We start from the raw sequence: 20,313 nt of genomic DNA on the forward strand, positions 1-20,313 counted from the left end.
TACAGTAAGCGCGCGCTAGCGCCATGCCGGGTCAGATAAAGCCGATCGATCGACCGATGCCGGAGTTTTACGGGCGGTGGTGCCGCGGATTGATTACACTGGGGCCGAGCAACCCAGTGGAGAGGCCAATGCATCAGCAGATACTCGATTTCTGGTTCGCGCAGCTCGAACCAGCGATGTGGTGGACCAAGGATGAGCAATTGGACCGGTTGATCGAGCAACGCTTCGGCATGCTGCACCGGCAGGCGACTGGCGCCGAATTGTGGCGCTGGCGTGCGACACCGCAGGGGCGGCTGGCCGAGATCATCCTGCTCGACCAGTTCTCGCGAAATATCCACCGCGGCCGACCTGAATCCTTCGCCTATGACGGCATGGCGCTGGTCCTGGCGCAAGAAGCCATCACCGCCGGTGCCGACCTGGCCCTGCCGGTAGTACAGCGCAGCTTCATGTACATGCCATTCATGCACAGCGAGTCGCTGCCGGTCCACGAGCGGGCAGTGGAGCTGTTCAGTACCCCCGGCATGGAAAGCAGCCTGGATTTCGAGGTGCAGCACCGGGACATCCTGCGGCGCTTCGGCCGCTACCCGCACCGTAATCAGATTCTGGGGCGAACCTCCACCGACGAGGAGCTGGTATTCCTGTCCCAGCCGGGTTCGTCATTCTGAACGGCACCAACTCTACCGACCTATTTGATGAGGACATGACTATGTACCCCAAGACCTTGACGCTGGCGCTGGCCGCCACCCTGACCACCCTGGCTGGTTGTGGCACCAAGGCGGTTGACCAACCAGCGCAGGACGTCATTGGCGAGATCGCATTCTCTACCGAGCTGCACTGTGGCCGCCTGCCGGTCACCGCCGAGGGCCAGGGTGAACACCTGCAGATGCGAGTCAATGGTGAGCAGCTCGAGCTGCGCCGCGCGATCAGCGCCTCCGGTGCGCGCTATGTCGCCGAGACTGACGAGGAAACCAGCCTGTGGTTCAAGGGCGAGCAGGCCTGGCTGGTGTTGCAGGGTACCGAGTATCCGTTGTGCGCCCCTGTCGGCGCGATCATCGAGCCCTACCGCGCCTCCGGCAATGAGCCGTTCTGGTCGGTGACGCTGGAGCACGGCATGCTGAGCCTGAACCGGCTGAACGAAGGCGAGCTGCCGGCCCAGCCCTATGTCGTCGGTGATACCCGCGGCCAGATCAGCACCCAGGAACACCCGGTCAGCCTTCAGGTAACCGACCAGCTGTGCCACGACAGCATGAGCGGCATGCCCTATCCGCAGCAGGTCAGTGTGCAGGTGGATGGTGCCACGCTGCAGGGGTGCGGTGGTGAGCCGGCGCGCCTGCTGCAAGGGGGCGAATGGGTGGTCGAGGATATCAATGGTGGCGGCATCATCGACCGGTCGCGGGTGACACTGAATTTCTGGACCGATGGCCGGGTAAGCGGACGTGCCTCCTGCAACAGCTACATGGGACAATACCAACTGACCGGGGAGGGCCTGAGCATCGGCCAGACGGCCACCACCAGAATGGCCTGCGCACCCTCTCTGATGGAGCAGGAGCAGCGGGTGCTGCGTAACCTGGAGAACCTGCAGGGCTTTGATTTCGATGAGACCGGTGCACTGCTGTTGCGGTCTGCCGACGGATCATTCAAGGCCCGCCTGGAAAACTGATAATAATCAAGGAGATAAACGTGATAGCACTGGTACTGGGGTTACTGATCTTTCTCGGCGTGCATTCCACGCGCCTGTTTGCCGCCGATTGGCGTACCACCCAGGTCGAGCGCCGCGGACTGGGGGCCTGGAAGGGCCTGTATTCGGTGGTGGCGGTGGTTGGCCTGCTGTTGATCATCTGGGGATATGGGCAGGCGCGGCTGGCACCCACCTGGCTGTGGGTATCGCCGGTCTGGACCCGCCATCTGGCGGCGCTGCTGACGATCCCCGCCTTTATCCTGCTGGCGGCGACGTATGTGCCGGGCACGCATATCAAGGCCCGGGTCGGCCATCCGATGCTGCTGGGGGTCAAGTTCTGGGCCCTGGCGCACTTGATCGCCAACGGCACCTTGGCCGACCTGTTGCTGTTCGGCGGCTTTCTGGCCTGGGCTGTGGCCCTGTATGTGGTGCTGCGCCGCCGTGACCGGCTGGCTGGCGTACGCTACCCGGCTGCCGGCGTCAGCCGGGATGGCATCGCCGTTGTCGTCGGTCTGCTGGCCTGGGTGATATTCGCCCTGTGGTTGCATGGGCCGTTGATCGGTGTCCGGCCCTTCGGCGGCTGACTGGCGTGCCTTGTCTCATCACCGCGGCAGCCGTGAGGCTGCCCACCCGGGAGTATGATCATGCAATTGCTGTATCCGGAGATAAAACCTTTCGCCCGTCATGATCTGGCGGTCGAGGCGCCCCATGTGCTGTACGTCGATGAAAGCGGGCAGGAAAACGGCCTGCCGGTGGTCTTCATCCATGGAGGACCGGGCGGTGGCTGCGACAACCTGAGCCGACGCTTCTTCGACCCGTCGATCTACCGCATCATCACCTTCGACCAACGCGGCGCAGGACGTTCCACGCCCCATGCCAGCCTGGAGAACAACACCACCGCCGCGCTGATCGAGGATCTTGAAGCGCTGCGCGAACATCTGCATATCGACAAGTGGGTACTGTTCGGCGGCTCCTGGGGCTCGACCCTGGCGCTGGCCTATGCCCAGGCCCACCCCGAGCGGGTCATGGGCATGATCCTACGCGGCATCTTCCTGTGCCGTGACCAGGATATCCACTGGTTCTACCAGGAGGGCGCCAGCCGCATCTTCCCCGACTACTGGGAAGACTACCAGTCGCTGATTCCCGAAGCGGAGCGCGGCGACATGGTCGCCGCCTATTACCGGCGATTGACCGGCGATGACGAAATCTGCCAGATGCATGCCGCCAGGGCCTGGTCCTGCTGGGAGGGGCGCTGTGCCACGCTACGGCCCAGCCCCCAGGTGGTGGATCGTTTCACCGATGCCCGGCGGGCCCTGGCCATGGCTCGCATCGAGTGCCACTACTTCATCAACCAGGCGTTTCTGCAGCCGGATCAACTGTTGCGCGAGATGCCCAGGATCGAACATATTCCCGGCGTCATCGTGCATGGGCGCTACGACATGATCTGCCCGCTGGATAATGCCCATGCCCTGCATCAGGTCTGGCCGGCCAGTGAGCTGCAGATCATCCGGGACGCGGGGCATTCAGCCTCGGAGGCAGGTATTGCCGACGCCCTGGTGCGCGCTACCCAGAGCATGGCGGAGCGCCTGCTCAAGCTCAAGCCGGAGGCGGAATAGGGTGAAGGGGTTGTTGCAACGGGTCAGCCAGGCCCGCGTGGAAGTGGACGGCGAGATTGTCGGAGCGATCGACCAGGGGCTGCTGGTGCTGGTCGGCATCGAGCCGCGGGATGACCGGGCCAGTGCCGACCGGCTGCTGCACAAACTGCTCAACTACCGGGTATTCGCCGATGCCGAAGGGCGCATGAACTGCTCGGTGCAGGATATCCAGGGTGGGCTGCTGCTGGTCTCGCAGTTCACCCTGGCTGCCGACACCCGCAAGGGCCTGCGCCCTGGGTTCTCCACCGCCGCCCCGCCCCAGCAGGCCACCGAGCTGTTCGATTACCTGCTGACGCAGGCTCGCCAGAGCTGGTCGCAGGTCGCCACCGGACGCTTCGGTGCGGACATGCAGGTGCACCTGGTCAATGACGGGCCGGTGACCATCCTGCTGGAAACCTGAGCGCACCTGCGCTACGCCGGCGGCTCTGGAGCCCTGCAGGAGCCTGCGTCGAGCAGGCGCTCGATACGCCCGGGCGGTGTCTTTTATCTGGCTTCGGCCAACACCTGTTCGACAAAATCCAGCCGGTCCTGCCCGAAGAACATCTCCTCGCCGACGAACAGCGTTGGTGCACCGAACACGCCGCGCTCGATGGCCCGTTCGGTGATCTGCCGCAGCCGGTCCTTGACCGCCGGGTCGTTGATCTTCTGCAGCAGCTCGGTCACATCGAAGCCGGCACCGCCCAGTACCTCGGCGATTACCTCCGGGCTGCCCATGTCCTTGCCATCCACCCACATGGCCTGGAATACCGCCTCGACATAGGGCAAGAAGCGGTCGGTGCCGAGGTAGGCGGCGGCGCCGCGCATCAGCTGCATGGTATTGATCGGAAAGAACGGGTTGTGCTGGAACGGCACGCCGTAGCGCCGCGCAAAGCGCTGGAAGTCCACCCGGGTATAGCGGCCTTTGGCCGGGATGGTGGCCGGCGAGGCATTGCCGGTGGCCTTGAATACCCCGCCCAGCAACATCGGCTGGTACACCACCTCGGCGCCGTGGCGCTCAGCCAGGGCGCCGATCTGTGTCCAGGCCAGGTAACTGGCCGGGCTGCCCACATCAAAGAAGAACTCTACCTGCTTGCTCATGCTTGTTGCTCCAGTGTTGAAGGGTCAGAAGGTTTCCATCCACGGCCGCAGATCCAGCTCGTGGGTCCAGCTGTCACGGGGCTGGCAATGCAACTGCCAGTACTGCTCGGCGATATGCTCCGGATTGAGAATGCCACCCTCATCCTTCAGTGCGTAGCGTTCGGGGAAGTTATCGCGGATGAAGGCGGTGTCGATGGCGCCGTCGATGATCGGGTGCGCGACATGGATACCCTGTGGGCCCAGCTCGCGGGCCATGCTCTGGGCCAATGCACGCAGGGCGAACTTGGCGCCAGCGAAGGCGCTGAAGCCCTTGCCGCCGCGCAGCGAGGCGGTGGCGCCGGTGAAAATGATGGTGCCGCGCCCACGGGGCAGCATCACCTTGGCGGCTTCGCGGCCGGTGAGAAAACCCGCCAGGGCGGCCATCTCCCAGACCTTGCGGTACACCCGCTCGGTGGTCTCGGTGATGCTGAAGTGCACATTGGCGCCGATATTGAAGATCACCACTTCAATCGGCCCGATATCCCGTTCGATGTCACTGAACAGCTGGACCATCTGCTCTTCGCTGCGGGCATCACAGCCGAAGGCGTGCGCCGTGCCGCCGGCCTGCTCGATATTCTCGACCAGTGGTGCCAGTTTGTCGGCCTGGCGACGGGTAATGCACAGTGCGAAGCCCTCGCGGGCGAAACGTCGGGCAATGGCGCCGCCGGTGGCATCGCCGGCACCGATGACGACAGCAACAGGGGATCTGGACATGGTAGGCTCCTGGTTGTTGGTTCTTTTTTAGAACTGATAAATATAGTCAGTTTCTTTTTGGAACTTGTCAAGCTATCCTGTGGCTGTTTGTTGATTGGAGGATGACCTATGCGCTGGGAGGAGCTGGACCAACAGCCCTGTTCCCTGTCCCGTACGCTGGCCGTGGTCGGCGACCGCTGGACATTGCTGGTGCTGCGCGACTGCTTTCTCGGAGTGCGGCGTTTCGATGAGTTCGAGAAGCGCCTCGGCGTGACCCGCCACGTACTGGCCGATCGCCTGAAGAAGCTGGTTGAATACGGCGTGCTGGCCAAGGTGCCCTATCAGCAGCGGCCGCTGCGCGAAGAATACCGGCTGACCGAGCGCGGCCTGGAGCTGCACCCGGCGATCATGGCGCTGGTCAGTTGGGGTGACCGGCACATGGCCGATGAGCGCGGCGCGCCGATTCGTCATGTGCACAGGGGCTGCGGCCAGCCGATGCGCCCGGTGACGGTCTGCTCGGAATGCGGCGAGCCTGTCGGCGCGCGGGATATCAGGGTGGAGGTAGGGCCGGGTTGGCTGGATCTGGCGGAGGATATATTGCTGGATAAGGCCGGGCAGCAGTAGCTGCCCGGCGTTTATCTTCAATCAAACTATCTCTTAGAAACTGACGCTGGTGCTCAGCAGATAGGAGCGTGGCGCGCCGAGGGCGACCCGGGTACCGGGCCAGTTGGCCGAGGTCGCATAGAGCTCATCGGTAATGTTGTCGATATTCAGCCGCACCTGGATGTTCGGGTTGACCTCATAGGCGACCATCGCGTTGTACACGGTGTAGTCCGGCAGCTTACCGAACTGGCCATTGGGGATGATGCGGTCGGCATCATCCGGACGACCCAGCCAGGATTCGCTCACATAGCGCGCGCCGGCACCCAGGGTCAGACCGATTGGCAACCGGTAGGTGGTCCACAGGTTGGCGCTGGTATCCGGGGTGAAGGCCAGTTCATCGCCACGGGTGGAGGTGAAGCTGCCGTAGTCGCCCGGGTTGGCTTCGCGCCGCGCGGCATCCAGATAGGCGCTGTGCTTGCGCTCGCTGTCGAGGAACACCACGCCACCGAACACATCCCACTGCGGGGTGATCTTGCCCGCCAGACCCAACTCCAGGCCCTGGATTATCTGCTTGCCGTAGCCCTTCAATTCCGTCGGGCTGTCCGGGTCGCCAGGGGTCTTGCCACTGATCGCGACATTGCGGCGTTCACTGTGGAACAGCGCCGCAGTGGCGGACAGGCGCTGGTCGAACAGCTCCCATTTGGTGCCGATCTCATAGTTGACCGCCTTCTGGGTCTTGGCCTTGTCATTGTTCTGACCGACCAGGCCAGGGAAGGCATTGTCACCGGTACGGGAAATATCCGGGTTGGACAGGAACGAACCCGGCGGCAGGGTGGACAGGCCGACCGAAGCGTAGATAGAGCCGTTAGCCGCCGGCTTGAACACCAGGCCGAGCTTGCCGCCGAGGGTGGTGTCGGAAGCCTTGTAGCCGTCTGCCGGGCCCTGTGGCGTGCCGTCGGCATTGGTGCTGTCGATCTTCGCCTTGTAGTGCTCGGCGCGCAGGCCGCCGGTGACTTGCCAACGCTCGTTCAGCTTGATGGTGTCGTAGGCGTATACCGCGGCGGTGTCGATCTTCACTTCGTTGCCTTGGTCCGCCTGGGGGTTCCAGGAGCCGGAGCGTGAAGGGTCGGGATTGAACAGGTCGGTACTGCCTGCATCGTTGGTCCCGTAGCGATCAGCCTCCGAGGTTTCCCTGCTCAGTTCCAGTCCGGTGGACAGGGTATGCTCCAGGCCGCCGGTCTGGAAGCGAGTAACCAGGCTGCTCAGGTTGGACAGGGTGACGTTGGTGCGGTCATAGCGTTGGGTCTGGGTGGCGACCTCCTGGCTTGCCGGGTCGTAGCCAAAGGGAACGGTGAAGCGTGAATCGCGCTTGTTCTGCGACCAGCGCAACTGGTTGCTGAAGGTGGTGTTTTCGGAGAAGTCGTGTTCGATACGACCCATCAGCGCGTAGGACTCGGCGTCGTCATAATCGGACTTCAGGCCATAGAAATTGTCACGATCGCTTTTGCTGGTGGCCGAATCGTAGTTGTTCATGCCCTTGATGAACGCGGCGGGTACGCCCCAGTCAGGCACATCCTCGTGCTTCACATACTGGTACGCCAGGGTAAAGCGGGTCGGCGTATTCAGACCGAAGGAGATCGATGGGGCGATGCCGAAGCTGGTCTGCTCGGCGCGATCACGCCCGGGCATGCCACTGTCCATGGATAACAGGTTGACACGTACGGCCACGTCATCGGCAATCACATGGTTGCTGTCGAGTGTGGCACGCAGGCGGTTGTCGGACTCGTAGCTGTCGAAGCCGAAGCCGATGGTGGCCTGGTTGAAGTTCTGCAACTGGGGCGTCTTGGTGACCTGGTTGATATAGCCGCCGGGACCGCCGCGGCCGTTGTCCGCCGCTGGGCCTTTGATCACTTCCACCTGTTCGACGTTGAATATGTCCCGGTTCTGGCTGCCCGAGTCGCGTACACCATCGACGAAGATGCTGCCGCTGGTATCGAAGCCGCGCAGCTGGAAATTGTTGGAGCTGGTGGAAAAACCATTCTCGCCGGCGTTGAAGCTGATGCCGGGGGTGTTGCCGAGCACATCAGTGAGGCTCTGCGCGCCTTGCTGGATGAAGACTTCCCGCGGGATCACCTGCACGGTTTGCGGGGTATCGAGCAAGGGCGCGGTGAATTTGGGCGAGGATGCCACGCCGGCGGGCGGTGTCTGGCTACCGGTTACCGATGCTGCTTCCAGTTGCAGCACGTCATTACTGCTCTGTTGGGCATGGGCCGGCAGGACTGTCAGGGCTCCTGTGGCACAGATGATGGCGGTGGCAAGCGGATGAACGCGCAAGGCCCTGGCGCTTTTGATGTGTCTGGTCATTGGCTCTTTCCTGAAAGGATTTGTGTTGTTATGTGCAGATTGAATGCATTGCTAATCTACATCGAAGTGATAATAATTAACATTGATTGTTGTCGCAAACGGAACGAAGTGTTCCTTGATTCAAGGCCTTGACCAAGGCTGCGCTGACGAACTTCGCTACAATGACCGCCAAGGCGGTTCGAGGTGACCACTATGGCCGGATGGCAGGGAGATACTCAGACGTGATGCACATCATTCCCAATCTGCTGAGCAAGGAGCAGGTGTGCCAGGTGCGCCAGGCTCTGGAGCAGGCGGACTGGACCGATGGCCGGGTCAGCGCCGGGCATCAGGCATTGAAGGCCAAGCACAACCTGCAACTGGACCAGGACCATCCGGTCAGCCGGCAGATTGGCGATTTCATCCTCGAACGCCTGGGCGGCAACCCGCGTTTCATGGCCACGGCGCTGCCGCTCAAGGTGTTCCCGCCGCGTTTCAACCGCTATCAGGGCGGCGGCCATTACGGCAACCATATCGACAGCGCGGTGCTCAGCGTGCCGGGCACGCCGCACCGGGTCAGGGGGGATATTTCCGCGACCCTGTTTCTCTGCGACCCGGACCAATACGATGGCGGTGAACTGATCATCGAGGACACCTACGGCAGCCACAGCGTCAAGCTGCCGGCCGGTGATATGGTGCTCTATCCGGGCACCAGCCTGCACCGGGTCACGCCGGTTACCCGTGGCGCGCGCCTGGCATCGTTCTTCTGGGTGCAGAGCCTGGTCAGGGAGGATAGCCAGCGCGGTATCCTGCTGAATCTGGATGACGCCATACAGAACCTGACGCTCAAGTTGCCGGACGATCCGGCGCTGGCGCAATTGACCGGCGTCTATCACAACCTGCTGCGCCAATGGTCCAACACCTGAACGGGAGCCGGAGATGACCGATGGATTGCCGCCGCTGCAACGGATACCCGCCGATGTGGTGGCGCTGGACGATTATGCCGAGCTGTCCCGGCAGCACATGAGCGCGGCCGCCTGGAGCTGGCTGAACGGCGGTGCAGCGGATGAAACCACGCTGCGTGACAACCGCGCCGCCTATGCGCGGATCAGGCTCGGCAACCGTATATTGCGGGATATGCGCGGCGGCAGTACCGAACTGAGCCTGTTCGGTCAGCATTTTGCCTATCCGATCATGCTGGCGCCGGTGGCCCATCAGCGCCTGGTGCATGCCGATGGCGAACTGGCCACGCTGCTCGGCGCCTCGGCGATGGGCGCCGGCATGCTGATCAGCACCCAGGCCAGCGTGGCGTTGGAGGAGATCGCCAGGGCCGCCCATGCGCCGCTGTGGTTCCAGTTGTATATCCAGCCGGACCGCGAGTTCACCGCGGCGCTGGTACGGCGTGCGGAGGCGGCGGGCTACCAGGCTCTGGTGCTGACCGTGGATGCGCCGGTCAGTGGTGTGCGCAACCGTGAACAGCGCAGCGGCTTCGCCCTGCCGGCGCATATCGAGACGGTCAATCTGGCGGGCATGGCCGGCTTGCCGCCGCACACGGCGCAGGCGGGCACTAGCCCGCTGTTCGGCAGCCCATTGCTGGCCGCGGCGCCCACTTGGCAGGACCTCGACTGGCTGCGTGGGTTGACCCGGTTGCCGATCCTGCTCAAGGGCGTGCTCAATCCGGACGACGCGCGCCAGGCGCTGGCCCATGGCGCGGATGGCATCATCGTTTCCAACCATGGTGGGCGTGTGCTGGATGGCGTACCGGCGAGCATCGATGCCTTGCCCGCTGTGGTGCGGGCGGTCGATGGCGCGGTGCCGGTGCTGGTCGATGGCGGCATACGCCGGGGCACGGACATCCTCAAGGCCCTGGCCCTGGGGGCCCAGGCGGTGCTGGTCGGCCGTCCCTATATGCAGGCGCTGGCGGTCGGCGGGCCGTCAGGCGTCGCCCATGTGCTGCACATTCTGCGTACCGAGCTGGAAATGGCGATGGTCCTCACCGGCTGCCGCACGCTGGCGGATATCGATGAGCGGGTGCTCTGGGGCGCCAGCTAGAACAATCGGGCCAGCAGCGCGGTCACGGCGGTTTCCACCCGCAGGATGCGCTCGCCCATCTGCACCGGCTGCAATCCAGCACGGGCCAGCATGTCCACCTCATAGGGAATCCAGCCGCCTTCCGGACCGATGGCCAGGGTGATCGGGCCGCTGTGCTGGCGCGGGCAGGGCGGATGGTCGCCGGGGTGGGCGACCAGCCCCAGGCTGTCGCCGATCAGGCCGGGCAGGTGGTCTTCGACGAAGGGTTTGAAACGCTTCTCGATCCGCACGGTGGGCAGTACGGTATCGCGGGCCTGTTCGAGGCCCAGCAGCAGGTTGTCGCGGATTTGCTGCGGCTGCAGAAAGGGCGTCTGCCAGAAGCTCTTTTCCACCCGGTAACTGTTCAGCAGGATGATCTCGCCCACACCGAGGGTGGCGCAGTGCTGCAGGATGCGGCGGAACATCTTCGGCCTGGGCATGGCCAGCAGCAGGGTCAGCGGCAGCTTGACGGGCGGTGGTTGGGTCAGCCTGAGTTGCAGTTCAGCGTGGCGGTCATCCAGCGACAGTACCTGGCCTTCACCCATCAGGCCATCGATCAGGCCGACCCGCAGGCTGTCACCCACTGCCAGCTGCTGAATCTCCAGCATATGCTGCAGGCGCCGGCCACTGAGCCGAGCCCGCTGCGGCGCGATGAAGTCTTGCTCTTCGAGCAGCAGCAGGTTCATGCGCCGGGGCTGTCGTCCTGGCTTTCGGCTTCCCGGTTCACTGGCTTGAGCAGCCCGCTGGCCAGAATGCCGACCTCGTACAGCAACCACATGGGGACGGCCAGCATGGTCTGGGAGATCACGTCGGGCGGGGTCAACAGCATGCCGATGACGAAGCAGCCGATGATCACGTAAGGGCGAATCTGCTTGAGCTTGGCCACATCCACCACCCCGGCAAGTACCAGCAGTACCGTGGCGACCGGGATTTCGAAGGCCAGGCCGAAGGCCAGGAACAGCGTCATCACGAAGTCGAGGTAGTTGTTGATGTCGGTCATCACCGTCACCCCCTCGGGGGCGACGCTGGTGAAGAAGCCGAAGACCAGCGGGAACACCGCGTAATAGGCGAACGCCATGCCGGCATAGAACAGGATGATGCTCGAGGCCAGCAGTGGCAGGGCGATGCGCTTCTCATGCTTGTACAGCCCCGGCGCGATAAAGCCCCAGATCTGATGCAGGACAAAGGGCATGGCCAGGAACAGCGCGCTGATCAGCGCCAGCTTGAATGGCGTGAGAAACGGTGAGGCCACATCCGTGGCGATCATGCTCGTGCCTTCGGGCAGGTACACTCGCAGCGGCTCGGAGATGAAGGTGTAGAGGTCGTTGGCGAAATAGAACAACCCGGCGAAAATCAGCAGCCAGATCACTATGATGCGCAGCAACCGTGAGCGCAGCTCGGTCAGGTGGGCGATCAGCGGCATGTCGCCGCCGGGACCCTGCTCAGGTAGTTTGTCGCTCATTTCGGTGCGGCCGGATTATCGTCATGGGATGAAGGGGCAGGACTGGTGGCAATTGCATCCGGCGCTGCCGGCGGCGCATCGGCGTTCTGTGCTGCAGGCTCCGGCACAGACGCCGCGGCCTGCTCCGCACCCTCGGCCTGGCTGGCGCGCTTGACATGGGAGGCGCCCGGCTTGGAAGCGTCCGGTTTCTTCGCCAGATCAGCCATGATCTTCTCGTTGTGCAGCGCCTGACGGATTTCGTCGGCGCCCATCTCCCGTTCTACCTGGCTGCGCACATCCGCCAGGCTGCGCTTGATGCGGCCCAGGTACAGACCGGCCATGCGCACTGCGCCAGGCAGCCGTTCGGGGCCCAGCACCAGCAGGGCGACGATCGCGATCACCACCATTTCCAGAAAACCGATATCAAACATGGACGATCAGTCCTTATGCTGAGTGGATTCCGTTTTCTGCTCGGGTTTGACGTCCAGGGTTTCGCCCTTGTGTTCTTCCACCGACGGCTTGTCATCTTCGTGCATCGACTTGCGGAAGCCCTTGATCGCCTCGCCCACGTCGGCACCGATGCCCTTGAGCCGCTTGGTGCCGAATAACAAGATCACGATCAGCAGGATGATCGCCAGTTGCCAGATACTGATTCCACCTAAACCCATCTCAACCTCCAGGGCAAAGCCCTACTTATGTGCTCGCGCTGCTTTCTCGGCCAGGCCGGACAAGTCGAAACGCCGTTCCAGTTCTTTCAATACATCATCCGGGCCGAGGTCCAGGTGACTGAGCATGACCAGTGTATGAAACCACAGATCGGCGGTTTCATAAATCAGCTCGCTCTTGTCACCGCCCTGCTGGCAATCCTTGGCAGCCAGCAGGGTCTCGGTGCATTCCTCACCGACCTTTTCCAGGATCTTGTTCAGGCCCTTGGCATGCAGGCTGGCGACATAGGAACTGTCGGCCGCTGCCTGCTTGCGCTGCTCCAGCACCTCGGCCAGGCGCCTGAGCGTGTCATTCATGCTTGTGCTCATAGATATGTTCCGGGTCTTTGATGACAGGATCACTGTCCTGCCAGTGACCATCCTTGAAAACTTTGTAGAAACAACTTTCCCGCCCGGTGTGGCAGGCAATGCCACCGCGCTGCTCGACCTGCATGATGATCACGTCGTTATCGCAGTCCAGCCGCAGCTCGTGCAGCACCTGGATATGCCCGGACTCCTCGCCCTTGCGCCACAGTTTGCCGCGTGAGCGCGACCAGTACACGGCGCGCTGTTCCTGGGCGGTCAACTGCAGCGCCTCGCGGTTCATCCAGGCGACCATCAGCACGCGGCCGCTGGCGGCATCCTGGGCGATGGCGGGTATCAGGCCGTCGGCATCCCACTTGATGCAGTCCAGCCAGTCGGTATCGGTATGCGTATCGGTCATGTCGTCGTTGTGCCAGGCGTGGGTATGGATATCGCTAGCGCCGCAGCACCAGCCAGCCGCCGGCTGCCAGCAGCAGCCAGTACAGTGGCGGGGTCTGGGTCCACAGGTTCATGTCGGTACCCAGGCCATTGGCGCCGACCGCCACCAGTACGGCGCCGATCAGGCGCAGGGCGAGGGCATCGGCGCGGCGTGCAGGGGCATGGTGATCCCGTCGGGCGATGTTGTCCAGCGCCCGATGCGTGGTTTCCAGCAGCGGCGGTATCCGCTCCAGGTGCTGACGCAGGTTCTGCAACTGATGACGCGGGCCGGCGCGTTCGCGCATCCAGCGTTCTAGGTAGGGTTTGCCGGTGCGCCACAGATCCAGTTCGGGATACAGCTGGCGGCCCAGACCCTCGATATTGAGCAGGGTCTTCTGCAGCAGTACCAGTTGTGGCTGCACTTCCATATTGAAGCGCCGGGCGGTCTGGAACAGGCGCAGCAGCAACTGACCGAAGGAGATGTCTTTCAGCGGGCGTTCGAAGATCGGCTCGCACACGCTGCGGATGGCCGCTTCGAATTCATTGACCCGGGTTTCCGGCGGTACCCAGCCGGAATCGATGTGCAGCTGCGCCACCCTGCGGTAATCGCGCTTGAAGAAGGCCATCAGGTTGCGCGCCAGATAGGTCTGGTCTTCCGGGGTCAGGCTGCCGACGATGCCGAAGTCGATGGCGATGTATTGCGGCTCCTGGGGATGGCGGTGCGATACGAAGATGTTGCCCGGGTGCATGTCGGCATGGAAGAAGCTGTCGCGGAACACCTGGGCAAAGAAGATTTCCACCCCGCGCTCGGCAAGCTTCTTCATGTCCGTGCCCTGGGCCTTCAGCGCCTCCAGGTCGGTTACCGCAATGCCATTGATGCGTTCCATGACCAGTACCTTGTGGCGGCACCAGTCCCAGTAGATCTTCGGTACATAGAGCACCGGCGAGTCGAGGAAGTTGCGCCGCAGCAAGGAAGCGTTGGCCGCCTCGCGGTACAGGTCCAGCTCATCGAAGATGGTCTGTTCGTAATCGCGCACCACTTCCACCGGCCGCAGTCGGCGGCCCTCGCGGGACACACGCTCCAGGCTGCGGGCGGCCAGATACAGCCACTGGATATCCTGGTGAATGACATCTTCGATGCCGGGGCGTACCACCTTGACCACGACATCGCTGCCATCATGCAGCAACGCGGCATGCACCTGGGCTACCGATGCGGAGGCCAGCGGCGTGTCGGAAAATTCGGCGAACACCGCCTCGATCGGCAGCCCCAGCTGTTCCTCGATGCGTTGTCGGGCTTGCGCGGGAGGGAACGGCGGTACCTTGTCCTGCAGGAACGCCAGTTCGATGGCGATATCATCGGGCAGCAGGTCGCGGCGGGTAGAGAGGATCTGGCCGAATTTGATGAACACCGGGCCCAGGCTTTCCAGCGCCAGCCGCAGACGCGCGCCGCGGGTCAGGTCGCGCGGTGCCGGATACAGCTTCCAGGGGCCGAGCAGCAGCAGACGACCATACCAGGGCAGCGGTAACGGCTGGATCAACTGGTCCAGACGGTAGCGGGTGAATACCAGCAGGATGCGAAACAGGCGCAGAAAGGCGGTCAGGTTCATGCGTCGTCGGGTCCGGTATCAGGCTGCATGAGGCGCTGCACACGGGCATCGAGCCGGTCCAGCAACAGGCGCAGTTCGTGAATCTGGGCCGCAGCGGCATCGGCTTCGGCGCGTCCCACCAATTGGCGACCCTCTTCGGTGAGGTAGTCGGCGACGCTCTGTTGCAGGCTGTGGCGGGCGCCGCCGAGCCAATCGCGTCCACCGCGGGCAAGTTCGCCGACGGCATGGGCCGCGACCGGCCCCAGCCAGCGTGCCAGGGCGGCCTCGCCGTCGATCTGCAGGTCGGCAAAGATATTTTGCAGCTCCACCAGCACCTGGGTGTCGCCGCTGAGTTCCAGTTCCGGCGACAACAGCAACTGCTGGCGGTTGCTACTCAGTGCCAGGCGGGTCAGCAAGCTGGCCGGTGCGCTGAGCGTGCAATCGACGTTGCCCTCATGGTGCTGCACCAGCTCGATGCCGCCCTGGCCCGGTAGCAGGTAGATCAAGGCCTCCGGCTGGCGGGTGCGGAGCAGGATGACGCGGCCTTGCAGTGCGGCCAGCCGCTGGGCGGTCAACGGGTCCTGATGGATGGCCAGCGCCAGGCTGCGCTCGACCCCGGCCAGCAGAAGGCGGCTCGACATCAGGGCTTGATACCCCGGTGCAGGGCGACGATGCCGCCGGTCATGTTGTGGTAGGTGACCCGGGCAAAGCCGACCTCTTCCATCATGCCCTTGAGGGTTTCCTGATCCGGATGCATACGGATGGACTCGGCCAGATAACGGTAGCTCTCGGCATCGCCGGTGATCAGCCGGCCCATCAGCGGCAGCATGGTGAAGGAATACTGGTCGTAGGCCTTGGACAGCAGCTCGTTGCCCGGCTTGGAGAACTCCAGTACCAGCAGCCGCCCGCCGGGCTTGAGCACCCGCAGCATCGAGGCGATGGCCTGTTCCTTGTGCGTGACGTTGCGCAGGCCGAAGGCGATGGTGATGCAGTCGAAATGGTTGTCCGGGAACGGCAGCTTTTCCGCATCGGCCTGTACGAAGCGCACATTGCCGGCTACACCCTTGTCCAGCAGGCGATCACGGCCGACCTTGAGCATGGAGGCGTTGATATCCGCCAGTACCACCTCACCGGTCGGCCCGACCAGACTGGAGAACTTGCGCGTCAGGTCACCGGTGCCGCCGGCGATGTCCAGCACCCGGTTGCCCGGGCGCACGCCCGACAGCTCGATGGTGAAGCGCTTCCAGATGCGGTGGATGCCGCCGGACATGAGGTCGTTCATCAGGTCATACTTGGCCGCCACCGAATGGAAGACCTCGGCCACCTTGCCGGCCTTTTCCGATTCGGAAACGGTCTGGAAGCCGAAGTGGGTAGTGCGGTCTGAACTGGATTTGTCTGTCATGGAAGCATCTGCCTTGGCAAATTGAGCCGTCATTCTACCCATATTTGCCGACCCCGAGGGACCTTTAAGCAGGACAGCCTGTCGCATGCCGGCTCAGTATCCGGCATGCTATGCGTTTTTTCAGCGGAAGGGATAGAGATGGCAACTGTAGAGATCACCCGTGAGCACTCCCTGGGCAAGGACGCGGCGAAGGAGCGTGCCCAGCAGATGGCAGATAAACTGGCGTCCAAGCTGGACGCCCAGTGCAGTTGGCAGGATGACGAGCTGACCTTCAAGCGCAGCGGTGTGGACGGCAGCATCCTGGTCGGCGAGGACAGCGTACGGGTTGCGGTCAAGCTGGGCATGATGCTCACGCCGATGGCCGGCATGGTCAAGGGCGAAATCGAGAAGGCGCTGAACCGATACCTGGCTTGATCTGTCGCAATAGCGCGGTCAACGAACTCTGCTAAGCTGGAGCTTCTCATCTACAGCGGGTCATCGAGGAGTTGCTCATGGCGGACAAGAAGAAACGGGACGAGAAGGACAACTGGATTGACGGGCTGGAAGGCTATTCCCGGCAGATCTGGCTGGCCGGCCTCGGCGCCTATACCCGGGTTGGCAAGGAAGGCGGCAAGTTGTTCGAGGCGCTGATTCGCGACGGCGAAGAGGCTGAGAAGGCGGCCAGGACGGATGCTGGTCGAAAGGGTACTCGTGGCAAGAAGGACTCTCTGGAAGCGGCGCGGGCCAAGGTGGACAAGGCCCGCAGCAAGATGAGCGACAAGCTCGGTGGGCTGGAGGAGATGTTCGACAAGCGCATGGCCAGCACCGTCGAGCGGCTGGGGTTGGCCCGTCAGGCCGAGCTGCAGGCGCTGGCAGCGCGGGTTGATGAGCTGACCAAGGCACTGGAGCAGTTGTCTGCTGCGCCTGCCGCTGCGGCCAAGCCGGCGCGCGCGGCCCGGACATCGACGGCGAGCAAGCCCGCCGCCAAGTCTGCCCCTGCTGCTGCCAAACCTGCTGCCAGCAAAGCCACCAAACCGGCTGCCAAGCCGAAAGCCGGTGGTGCCGCGGCCCAGGCCAAGAGCGCAGCGACGCCTGCGGTCAAGACCACTGCCCGGCGCCGCAGCACTGCACCCAAGGCCGCGACCCGCGGCCAGTCGGCGCCAGCGCCGGCAACCCAGGCCACGCCCGGGACCCCGCCGGAGCTGTAAGCGACAACGCCCGCCGGATCGCTCCGGCGGGCGTTGCAAGTCTGCTGATGATTGCGCTTAGAGCATGATCCGTACCACCGACTCATCCGGATCGCGGCTGGCCCCGGCGGCGCGCAACTGCTCCAGGTACTCCTGCCACAGTGGCTCCTGGTGCTCGCCCAACTGGTATAGATAATCCCAACTGAACAGGCCGCTGTCGTGGCCATCATCGAATATCAGCTTGAGCGCATAGTTGCCGGCCGGCTCGACACCGACCAGCGCCACATTCTGCTTGCCGGTCTGCCGCACCGGCCGGCCATGACCCTGGACCTCCGCCGAAGGGGAGTGCACGCGCAGGAACTCTGCCGGCAGGCTGAAGCGGCGGCCATCGGCATACTGCAGCTCCAGCATGCGGGAGGCCTTGTGCAGCTTGATCTTGCTCGGTACTGGACTGGTCATGGCGGGCCTATGGGTTGTCGTTTACAGAATATAGCGTGACAGGTCTTCGTTGACCGCCAGCTCGCCCAGATGCTGGTCCACGTAGGCGGCATCGATCACCAGCGTCTCGCCGTTCTGCTTGGATGCCAGATCCGCAGCGCTGAACGACACTTCCTCCAGCAGACGTTCGAGCACGGTATGCAGGCGACGGGCACCGATGTTCTCGGTCTTCTCGTTGACCTGCCAGGCGATCTCGGCCAGGCGGACGATGGCGTCATCGGCGAACTCCAGCTCCAGGCCCTCGGTCTGCAGCAAGGCCCGGTACTGCTCGGTGAGCGAGGCATCCGGTTCGGTCAGGATGCGCTTGAAGTCCTCCGGCGACAACGACTGGAGCTCGACGCGAATCGGCAGGCGGCCCTGCAGTTCCGGAATCAGGTCCGACGGCTTGGTCAGGTGGAAGGCGCCCGAGGCGATGAACAGGATATGATCGGTGCGTACCATGCCGAACTTGGTATTCACCGTGCAGCCTTCGATCAGCGGCAGCAGATCACGCTGCACACCCTCTCGGGAGACATCGGCACCGCTGCCGCTGTTGGCGCGCTTGCTGACCTTGTCGATCTCGTCGAGGAACACGATACCGTTCTGCTCCACCGCTTCGATGGCACGGCCTTTCAGGTCTTCCTCATTGACCAGGCGTGCCGCCTCCTCGTCGCGAATCAGCTTGAAGGCTTCGCTGACCTTGAGCTTGCGGGTCTTGCGCTTGTTCTTGCCGAAGCTGGAGAACATGTTCTGCAACTGGCTGGTCATCTCTTCCATGCCGGGCGGCGCCATGATTTCCACGCCCGTTGGCGTGTCGGCCACTTCGATGTCGATTTCCTTGTCATCCAGTTGGCCTTCGCGCAGGCGCTTGCGGAACAGCTGGCGAGTGCTGTTGTCCTCGCGTGCCGGCTGATCGCTGGTGCCCTGGCGTGGTGGCGGCAGCAGGGCGTCGAGGATGCGCTCTTCGGCGGCATCCTCGGCACGGTGCCCCATCTTGGCGATCTCCTGTTGTCGGAGCATCTTCAATGCCGCATCGACCAGGTCGCGGATGATGGACTCGACATCGCGGCCGACATAGCCCACCTCGGTAAACTTGGTGGCTTCGACCTTGATGAAGGGTGCCTGCGCCAGGCGTGCCAGGCGGCGGGCGATTTCGGTCTTGCCGACGCCGGTAGGACCGATCATCAGGATATTCTTCGGCGTCACCTCATGGCGCAGCGCCTCGGGCAGCTGCTGGCGCCGCCAGCGGTTGCGCAGGGCGATGGCCACGGCGCGCTTGGCATCCTGCTGGCCAATGATGTGACGGTCCAGTTCATGGACGATTTCGCGGGGTGTCATGGACATGTGGTTTGCTTCCGGACGCTTCAGGTATTGGCGTCCAGCTCCTCGATGGTCTGATTCTGGTTGGTGTAGATGCAGATCTCGCCGGCGATGCCGAGGCTGGATTCGACGATCTCGCGGGCTGACAGGTCGGTATGCCGCAACAGGGCGCGGGCGGCCGACTGGGCGTAGGGGCCGCCGGAGCCGATGGCGATCAGGCCCTCTTCGGGCTCGAGTACATCGCCGTTGCCGGTGATGATCAGCGAGGCCTCCTTGTTGGCTACTGCCAGTAGTGCTTCGAGGCGACGCAGGGTGCGGTCGGTGCGCCATTCCTTAGCCATCTCCACGGCGGCGCGGACCAGATGTCCCTGGTGCTTTTCCAGCTGGGCTTCGAAATGTTCGAACAGGGTGAAGGCATCGGCGGTGCCGCCGGCGAACCCGGCAATCACCTGGTCATGGTACAGGCGGCGGACCTTGCGGGCATTGCCTTTCATGACGGTGTTGCCCAGCGAGACCTGGCCATCACCACCGATTACTACTTTGCCGTGGCGGCGTACTGAAACGATTGTAGTCACGCGCAGCTCCTGTTGGCTGTTCTGATAGCGGGCAGCACGGCGTGCGCGCTGTCGTTGCTGTTATCTGGGGATGGGGGAGGGGAAATTCAAGATGCCGGCGCGGAGCCGGGCGCGTGCACCGACGGCTGGCTGCCGTCAGTGCGTATGGTTGCCGTCAGGGAGTGCTGCGCTGTTGCCGGAGCAGGTTGTTGAAACCGTTGCCAGCCAGGGTCTGCTCGGCCTGGGTCAGCTTGGCCTGGTCGGCAAAGGGGCCAACCTGGACTCGATGCCAGACTTCACCGTTGGCCAGTTTGGCATCTTCCAGGCGGGCATCCAGCCCCATCAGCAGGATCTGCGCCCGTACCCGGTCCGCTTCGCTGCGCTGGCGGAACGAGCCGGCCTGCAGATAGTAGCGGGTGGTTGGCTCGGCCTTGGCGGTGGTCGTCGGTGGCTTGGCCGCCGGCGGTGGCGGTGGTGGCGGTTCCGGGCGGGATCTGGGCGTTACCACTTCCGACTCGGGCAGCAGGGTGTAGAAGTCATAGCTGGGGTTCTGCTCCTTGGGCTTGGCCGGCGCCGGGGTGACCGGTTGGGGCGTGACGGTCTCGCGCTTGACGCTGTCGCGGCCCGGCTCCAGGGTGAACAGAAAGGCGATGAACAGGCCGACCACCGCTCCGCATACGGCGATCAGCCAGGCGGGAACACGTCGGCTGGTCTTCGGCCGGGCGCGGCTGGCGCCGCGGCGGGGGGCTTTGCGTGCTTTAGCCATG

General features: G+C 63.5%; 26 protein-coding genes. 10 read left to right on the forward strand and 16 right to left on the reverse strand.

All coding sequences use genetic code 11. From position 1 onward, the window contains the following. Positions 1–128 precede the first annotated feature (128 nt). From CQ007_RS06755 to dtd, 5 genes are read left to right on the forward strand one after another with little or no spacing between them, the layout of a single operon-like run. Positions 129–665 (forward strand): DUF924 family protein, encoded by a 537-nt coding sequence (locus tag CQ007_RS06755; protein ID WP_105644414.1) that lies wholly within the window; start codon positions 129–131, stop codon positions 663–665. A gap of 35 nt (positions 666–700) precedes the next feature. Continuing rightward, positions 701–1,660: an META domain-containing protein gene (locus tag CQ007_RS06760; RefSeq protein WP_105644417.1), complete on the forward strand. Its 960-nt coding sequence runs from the start codon at positions 701–703 to the stop codon at positions 1,658–1,660. 20 nt (positions 1,661–1,680) lie between these two features. Beyond that, positions 1,681–2,262 carry an NnrU family protein gene (locus CQ007_RS06765; RefSeq protein WP_105644419.1) on the forward strand — a complete coding sequence of 194 codons (582 nt, stop codon included), beginning with the start codon at positions 1,681–1,683 and terminating at the stop codon, positions 2,260–2,262. A 60-nt stretch (positions 2,263–2,322) separates the two neighbouring features. After that, positions 2,323–3,294: a prolyl aminopeptidase gene (pip, locus tag CQ007_RS06770; protein ID WP_105644529.1), complete on the forward strand. Its 972-nt coding sequence runs from the start codon at positions 2,323–2,325 to the stop codon at positions 3,292–3,294. 1 nt (position 3,295) lies between these two features. Then, positions 3,296–3,733, forward strand: a complete 438-nt coding sequence (dtd, locus tag CQ007_RS06775) for a D-aminoacyl-tRNA deacylase (RefSeq protein WP_105644421.1) — start codon at positions 3,296–3,298, stop codon at positions 3,731–3,733. An 83-nt stretch (positions 3,734–3,816) separates the two neighbouring features. Here the strand turns inward: dtd and CQ007_RS06780 are convergent, their stop codons facing one another. Further along, positions 3,817–4,410, reverse strand: a complete 594-nt coding sequence (locus CQ007_RS06780; protein ID WP_105644423.1) for a 2-hydroxychromene-2-carboxylate isomerase — start codon at positions 4,408–4,410, stop codon at positions 3,817–3,819. Positions 4,411–4,434: 24 nt separating this feature from the next. Continuing rightward, complete coding sequence (locus CQ007_RS06785) at positions 4,435–5,163, reverse strand: SDR family oxidoreductase (protein ID WP_105644425.1); 729 nt, start codon at positions 5,161–5,163, stop codon at positions 4,435–4,437. A 108-nt stretch (positions 5,164–5,271) separates the two neighbouring features. On the opposite strand from CQ007_RS06785, the gene CQ007_RS06790 reads away from it, so the two are divergent. Continuing rightward, a complete protein-coding gene (locus tag CQ007_RS06790) occupies positions 5,272–5,766 on the forward strand; it encodes a helix-turn-helix domain-containing protein (protein WP_105644427.1) in 495 nt (164 codons plus the stop codon). Positions 5,767–5,799: 33 nt separating this feature from the next. Here the strand turns inward: CQ007_RS06790 and CQ007_RS06795 are convergent, their stop codons facing one another. Further along, the gene (locus CQ007_RS06795) at positions 5,800–8,109 is read right to left on the reverse strand and encodes a TonB-dependent siderophore receptor (protein ID WP_105644429.1); all 2,310 of its coding nucleotides are present in this window, start codon (positions 8,107–8,109) and stop codon (positions 5,800–5,802) included. Positions 8,110–8,333: 224 nt separating this feature from the next. Between CQ007_RS06795 and CQ007_RS06800 the strand changes: the two genes are divergently transcribed. Next, positions 8,334–9,011, forward strand: coding sequence for a Fe2+-dependent dioxygenase (locus tag CQ007_RS06800; RefSeq protein WP_371919803.1), 678 nt, complete (start codon positions 8,334–8,336; stop codon positions 9,009–9,011). A 13-nt stretch (positions 9,012–9,024) separates the two neighbouring features. After that, the gene (locus CQ007_RS06805; RefSeq protein WP_105644433.1) at positions 9,025–10,137 is read left to right on the forward strand and encodes an alpha-hydroxy acid oxidase; all 1,113 of its coding nucleotides are present in this window, start codon (positions 9,025–9,027) and stop codon (positions 10,135–10,137) included. Here CQ007_RS06805 and CQ007_RS06810 read toward each other — a convergent pair. Genes CQ007_RS06810 through ubiE form a run of 9 tightly spaced genes read right to left on the reverse strand, consistent with a single transcriptional unit; the run spans position 10,134 to position 16,029 of the window. After that, complete coding sequence (locus CQ007_RS06810) at positions 10,134–10,841, reverse strand: 16S rRNA (uracil(1498)-N(3))-methyltransferase (protein WP_105644435.1); 708 nt, start codon at positions 10,839–10,841, stop codon at positions 10,134–10,136. The two genes, CQ007_RS06805 and CQ007_RS06810, sit on opposite strands and share 4 nt — an antisense overlap. Then, a complete protein-coding gene (tatC, locus tag CQ007_RS06815; RefSeq protein WP_105644437.1) occupies positions 10,838–11,617 on the reverse strand; it encodes a twin-arginine translocase subunit TatC in 780 nt (259 codons plus the stop codon). Before tatC ends, CQ007_RS06810 begins: the two co-directional genes overlap by 4 nt. Then, on the reverse strand, positions 11,614–12,027 hold the full coding sequence (gene tatB, locus CQ007_RS06820; protein ID WP_105644439.1) for a Sec-independent protein translocase protein TatB: 414 nt from the start codon (positions 12,025–12,027) through the stop codon (positions 11,614–11,616). The genes tatC and tatB overlap by 4 nt, the downstream gene beginning before the upstream one ends. 6 nt (positions 12,028–12,033) lie before the next feature. Continuing rightward, complete coding sequence (gene tatA / locus CQ007_RS06825; RefSeq protein ID WP_105644441.1) at positions 12,034–12,264, reverse strand: twin-arginine translocase TatA/TatE family subunit; 231 nt, start codon at positions 12,262–12,264, stop codon at positions 12,034–12,036. A gap of 21 nt (positions 12,265–12,285) precedes the next feature. Further along, a complete protein-coding gene (locus CQ007_RS06830) occupies positions 12,286–12,618 on the reverse strand; it encodes a phosphoribosyl-ATP diphosphatase (protein WP_105644443.1) in 333 nt (110 codons plus the stop codon). Next, positions 12,611–13,024 (reverse strand): phosphoribosyl-AMP cyclohydrolase, encoded by a 414-nt coding sequence (gene hisI / locus CQ007_RS06835; RefSeq protein ID WP_105644445.1) that lies wholly within the window; start codon positions 13,022–13,024, stop codon positions 12,611–12,613. Before hisI ends, CQ007_RS06830 begins: the two co-directional genes overlap by 8 nt. 34 nt (positions 13,025–13,058) lie before the next feature. Next, a complete protein-coding gene (gene ubiB / locus CQ007_RS06840; RefSeq protein ID WP_105644447.1) occupies positions 13,059–14,648 on the reverse strand; it encodes a ubiquinone biosynthesis regulatory protein kinase UbiB in 1,590 nt (529 codons plus the stop codon). Beyond that, positions 14,645–15,268, reverse strand: coding sequence for an SCP2 domain-containing protein (locus CQ007_RS06845; protein ID WP_105644449.1), 624 nt, complete (start codon positions 15,266–15,268; stop codon positions 14,645–14,647). Before CQ007_RS06845 ends, ubiB begins: the two co-directional genes overlap by 4 nt. Next, a complete protein-coding gene (ubiE, locus tag CQ007_RS06850) occupies positions 15,268–16,029 on the reverse strand; it encodes a bifunctional demethylmenaquinone methyltransferase/2-methoxy-6-polyprenyl-1,4-benzoquinol methylase UbiE (RefSeq protein ID WP_105644450.1) in 762 nt (253 codons plus the stop codon). The genes CQ007_RS06845 and ubiE overlap by 1 nt, the downstream gene beginning before the upstream one ends. 138 nt (positions 16,030–16,167) lie before the next feature. Between ubiE and CQ007_RS06855 the strand changes: the two genes are divergently transcribed. Further along, positions 16,168–16,443: a polyhydroxyalkanoic acid system family protein gene (locus tag CQ007_RS06855; RefSeq protein WP_105644451.1), complete on the forward strand. Its 276-nt coding sequence runs from the start codon at positions 16,168–16,170 to the stop codon at positions 16,441–16,443. 77 nt (positions 16,444–16,520) lie between these two features. After that, positions 16,521–17,216: a phasin family protein gene (locus tag CQ007_RS06860; RefSeq protein ID WP_105644452.1), complete on the forward strand. Its 696-nt coding sequence runs from the start codon at positions 16,521–16,523 to the stop codon at positions 17,214–17,216. A 57-nt stretch (positions 17,217–17,273) separates the two neighbouring features. On the opposite strand, the gene CQ007_RS06865 is transcribed toward CQ007_RS06860, so the two are convergent. From CQ007_RS06865 to CQ007_RS06880, 4 genes are all read right to left on the reverse strand, one after another. Beyond that, the gene (locus tag CQ007_RS06865) at positions 17,274–17,654 is read right to left on the reverse strand and encodes a gamma-butyrobetaine hydroxylase-like domain-containing protein (protein WP_105644453.1); all 381 of its coding nucleotides are present in this window, start codon (positions 17,652–17,654) and stop codon (positions 17,274–17,276) included. A 21-nt stretch (positions 17,655–17,675) separates the two neighbouring features. Further along, a complete protein-coding gene (gene hslU, locus CQ007_RS06870; RefSeq protein WP_105644454.1) occupies positions 17,676–19,016 on the reverse strand; it encodes an ATP-dependent protease ATPase subunit HslU in 1,341 nt (446 codons plus the stop codon). 20 nt (positions 19,017–19,036) lie between these two features. After that, positions 19,037–19,567 (reverse strand): ATP-dependent protease subunit HslV, encoded by a 531-nt coding sequence (gene hslV, locus CQ007_RS06875; protein WP_105644456.1) that lies wholly within the window; start codon positions 19,565–19,567, stop codon positions 19,037–19,039. Between the two features lie 154 nt (positions 19,568–19,721). Next, complete coding sequence (locus CQ007_RS06880) at positions 19,722–20,312, reverse strand: SPOR domain-containing protein (protein ID WP_105644458.1); 591 nt, start codon at positions 20,310–20,312, stop codon at positions 19,722–19,724. Position 20,313 lies beyond the last annotated feature (1 nt).

The organism is Pseudomonas sp. MYb185, from assembly GCF_002979975.1.
Lineage (GTDB): Bacteria > Pseudomonadota > Gammaproteobacteria > Pseudomonadales > Pseudomonadaceae > Halopseudomonas.

Excerpts from the sequence above, each read along its gene's own strand:
- ubiE (WP_105644450.1), bottom strand. The coding sequence starts at position 16,029 with ATGACAGACAAATCCAGTTCAGACCGCACTACCCACTTCGGCTTCCAG.
- tatA (WP_105644441.1), bottom strand. The coding sequence starts at position 12,264 with ATGGGTTTAGGTGGAATCAGTATCTGGCAACTGGCGATCATCCTGCTG.
- CQ007_RS06780 (WP_105644423.1), bottom strand. The coding sequence starts at position 4,410 with ATGAGCAAGCAGGTAGAGTTCTTCTTTGATGTGGGCAGCCCGGCCAGT.
- CQ007_RS06755 (WP_105644414.1), top strand. The coding sequence starts at position 129 with ATGCATCAGCAGATACTCGATTTCTGGTTCGCGCAGCTCGAACCAGCG.
- CQ007_RS06855 (WP_105644451.1), top strand. The coding sequence starts at position 16,168 with ATGGCAACTGTAGAGATCACCCGTGAGCACTCCCTGGGCAAGGACGCG.
- CQ007_RS06760 (WP_105644417.1), top strand. The coding sequence starts at position 701 with ATGACTATGTACCCCAAGACCTTGACGCTGGCGCTGGCCGCCACCCTG.
- CQ007_RS06785 (WP_105644425.1), bottom strand. The coding sequence starts at position 5,163 with ATGTCCAGATCCCCTGTTGCTGTCGTCATCGGTGCCGGCGATGCCACC.
- CQ007_RS06800 (WP_371919803.1), top strand. The coding sequence starts at position 8,334 with ATGCACATCATTCCCAATCTGCTGAGCAAGGAGCAGGTGTGCCAGGTG.
- CQ007_RS06805 (WP_105644433.1), top strand. The coding sequence starts at position 9,025 with ATGACCGATGGATTGCCGCCGCTGCAACGGATACCCGCCGATGTGGTG.
- ubiB (WP_105644447.1), bottom strand. The coding sequence starts at position 14,648 with ATGAACCTGACCGCCTTTCTGCGCCTGTTTCGCATCCTGCTGGTATTC.
- CQ007_RS06790 (WP_105644427.1), top strand. The coding sequence starts at position 5,272 with ATGCGCTGGGAGGAGCTGGACCAACAGCCCTGTTCCCTGTCCCGTACG.
- CQ007_RS06860 (WP_105644452.1), top strand. The coding sequence starts at position 16,521 with ATGGCGGACAAGAAGAAACGGGACGAGAAGGACAACTGGATTGACGGG.
- CQ007_RS06810 (WP_105644435.1), bottom strand. The coding sequence starts at position 10,841 with ATGAACCTGCTGCTGCTCGAAGAGCAAGACTTCATCGCGCCGCAGCGG.
- CQ007_RS06830 (WP_105644443.1), bottom strand. The coding sequence starts at position 12,618 with ATGAATGACACGCTCAGGCGCCTGGCCGAGGTGCTGGAGCAGCGCAAG.
- tatC (WP_105644437.1), bottom strand. The coding sequence starts at position 11,617 with ATGAGCGACAAACTACCTGAGCAGGGTCCCGGCGGCGACATGCCGCTG.
- tatB (WP_105644439.1), bottom strand. The coding sequence starts at position 12,027 with ATGTTTGATATCGGTTTTCTGGAAATGGTGGTGATCGCGATCGTCGCC.
- CQ007_RS06865 (WP_105644453.1), bottom strand. The coding sequence starts at position 17,654 with ATGACCAGTCCAGTACCGAGCAAGATCAAGCTGCACAAGGCCTCCCGC.
- hisI (WP_105644445.1), bottom strand. The coding sequence starts at position 13,024 with ATGACCGATACGCATACCGATACCGACTGGCTGGACTGCATCAAGTGG.
- CQ007_RS06880 (WP_105644458.1), bottom strand. The coding sequence starts at position 20,312 with ATGGCTAAAGCACGCAAAGCCCCCCGCCGCGGCGCCAGCCGCGCCCGG.
- CQ007_RS06795 (WP_105644429.1), bottom strand. The coding sequence starts at position 8,109 with ATGACCAGACACATCAAAAGCGCCAGGGCCTTGCGCGTTCATCCGCTT.
- CQ007_RS06845 (WP_105644449.1), bottom strand. The coding sequence starts at position 15,268 with ATGTCGAGCCGCCTTCTGCTGGCCGGGGTCGAGCGCAGCCTGGCGCTG.
- hslU (WP_105644454.1), bottom strand. The coding sequence starts at position 19,016 with ATGTCCATGACACCCCGCGAAATCGTCCATGAACTGGACCGTCACATC.
- pip (WP_105644529.1), top strand. The coding sequence starts at position 2,323 with ATGCAATTGCTGTATCCGGAGATAAAACCTTTCGCCCGTCATGATCTG.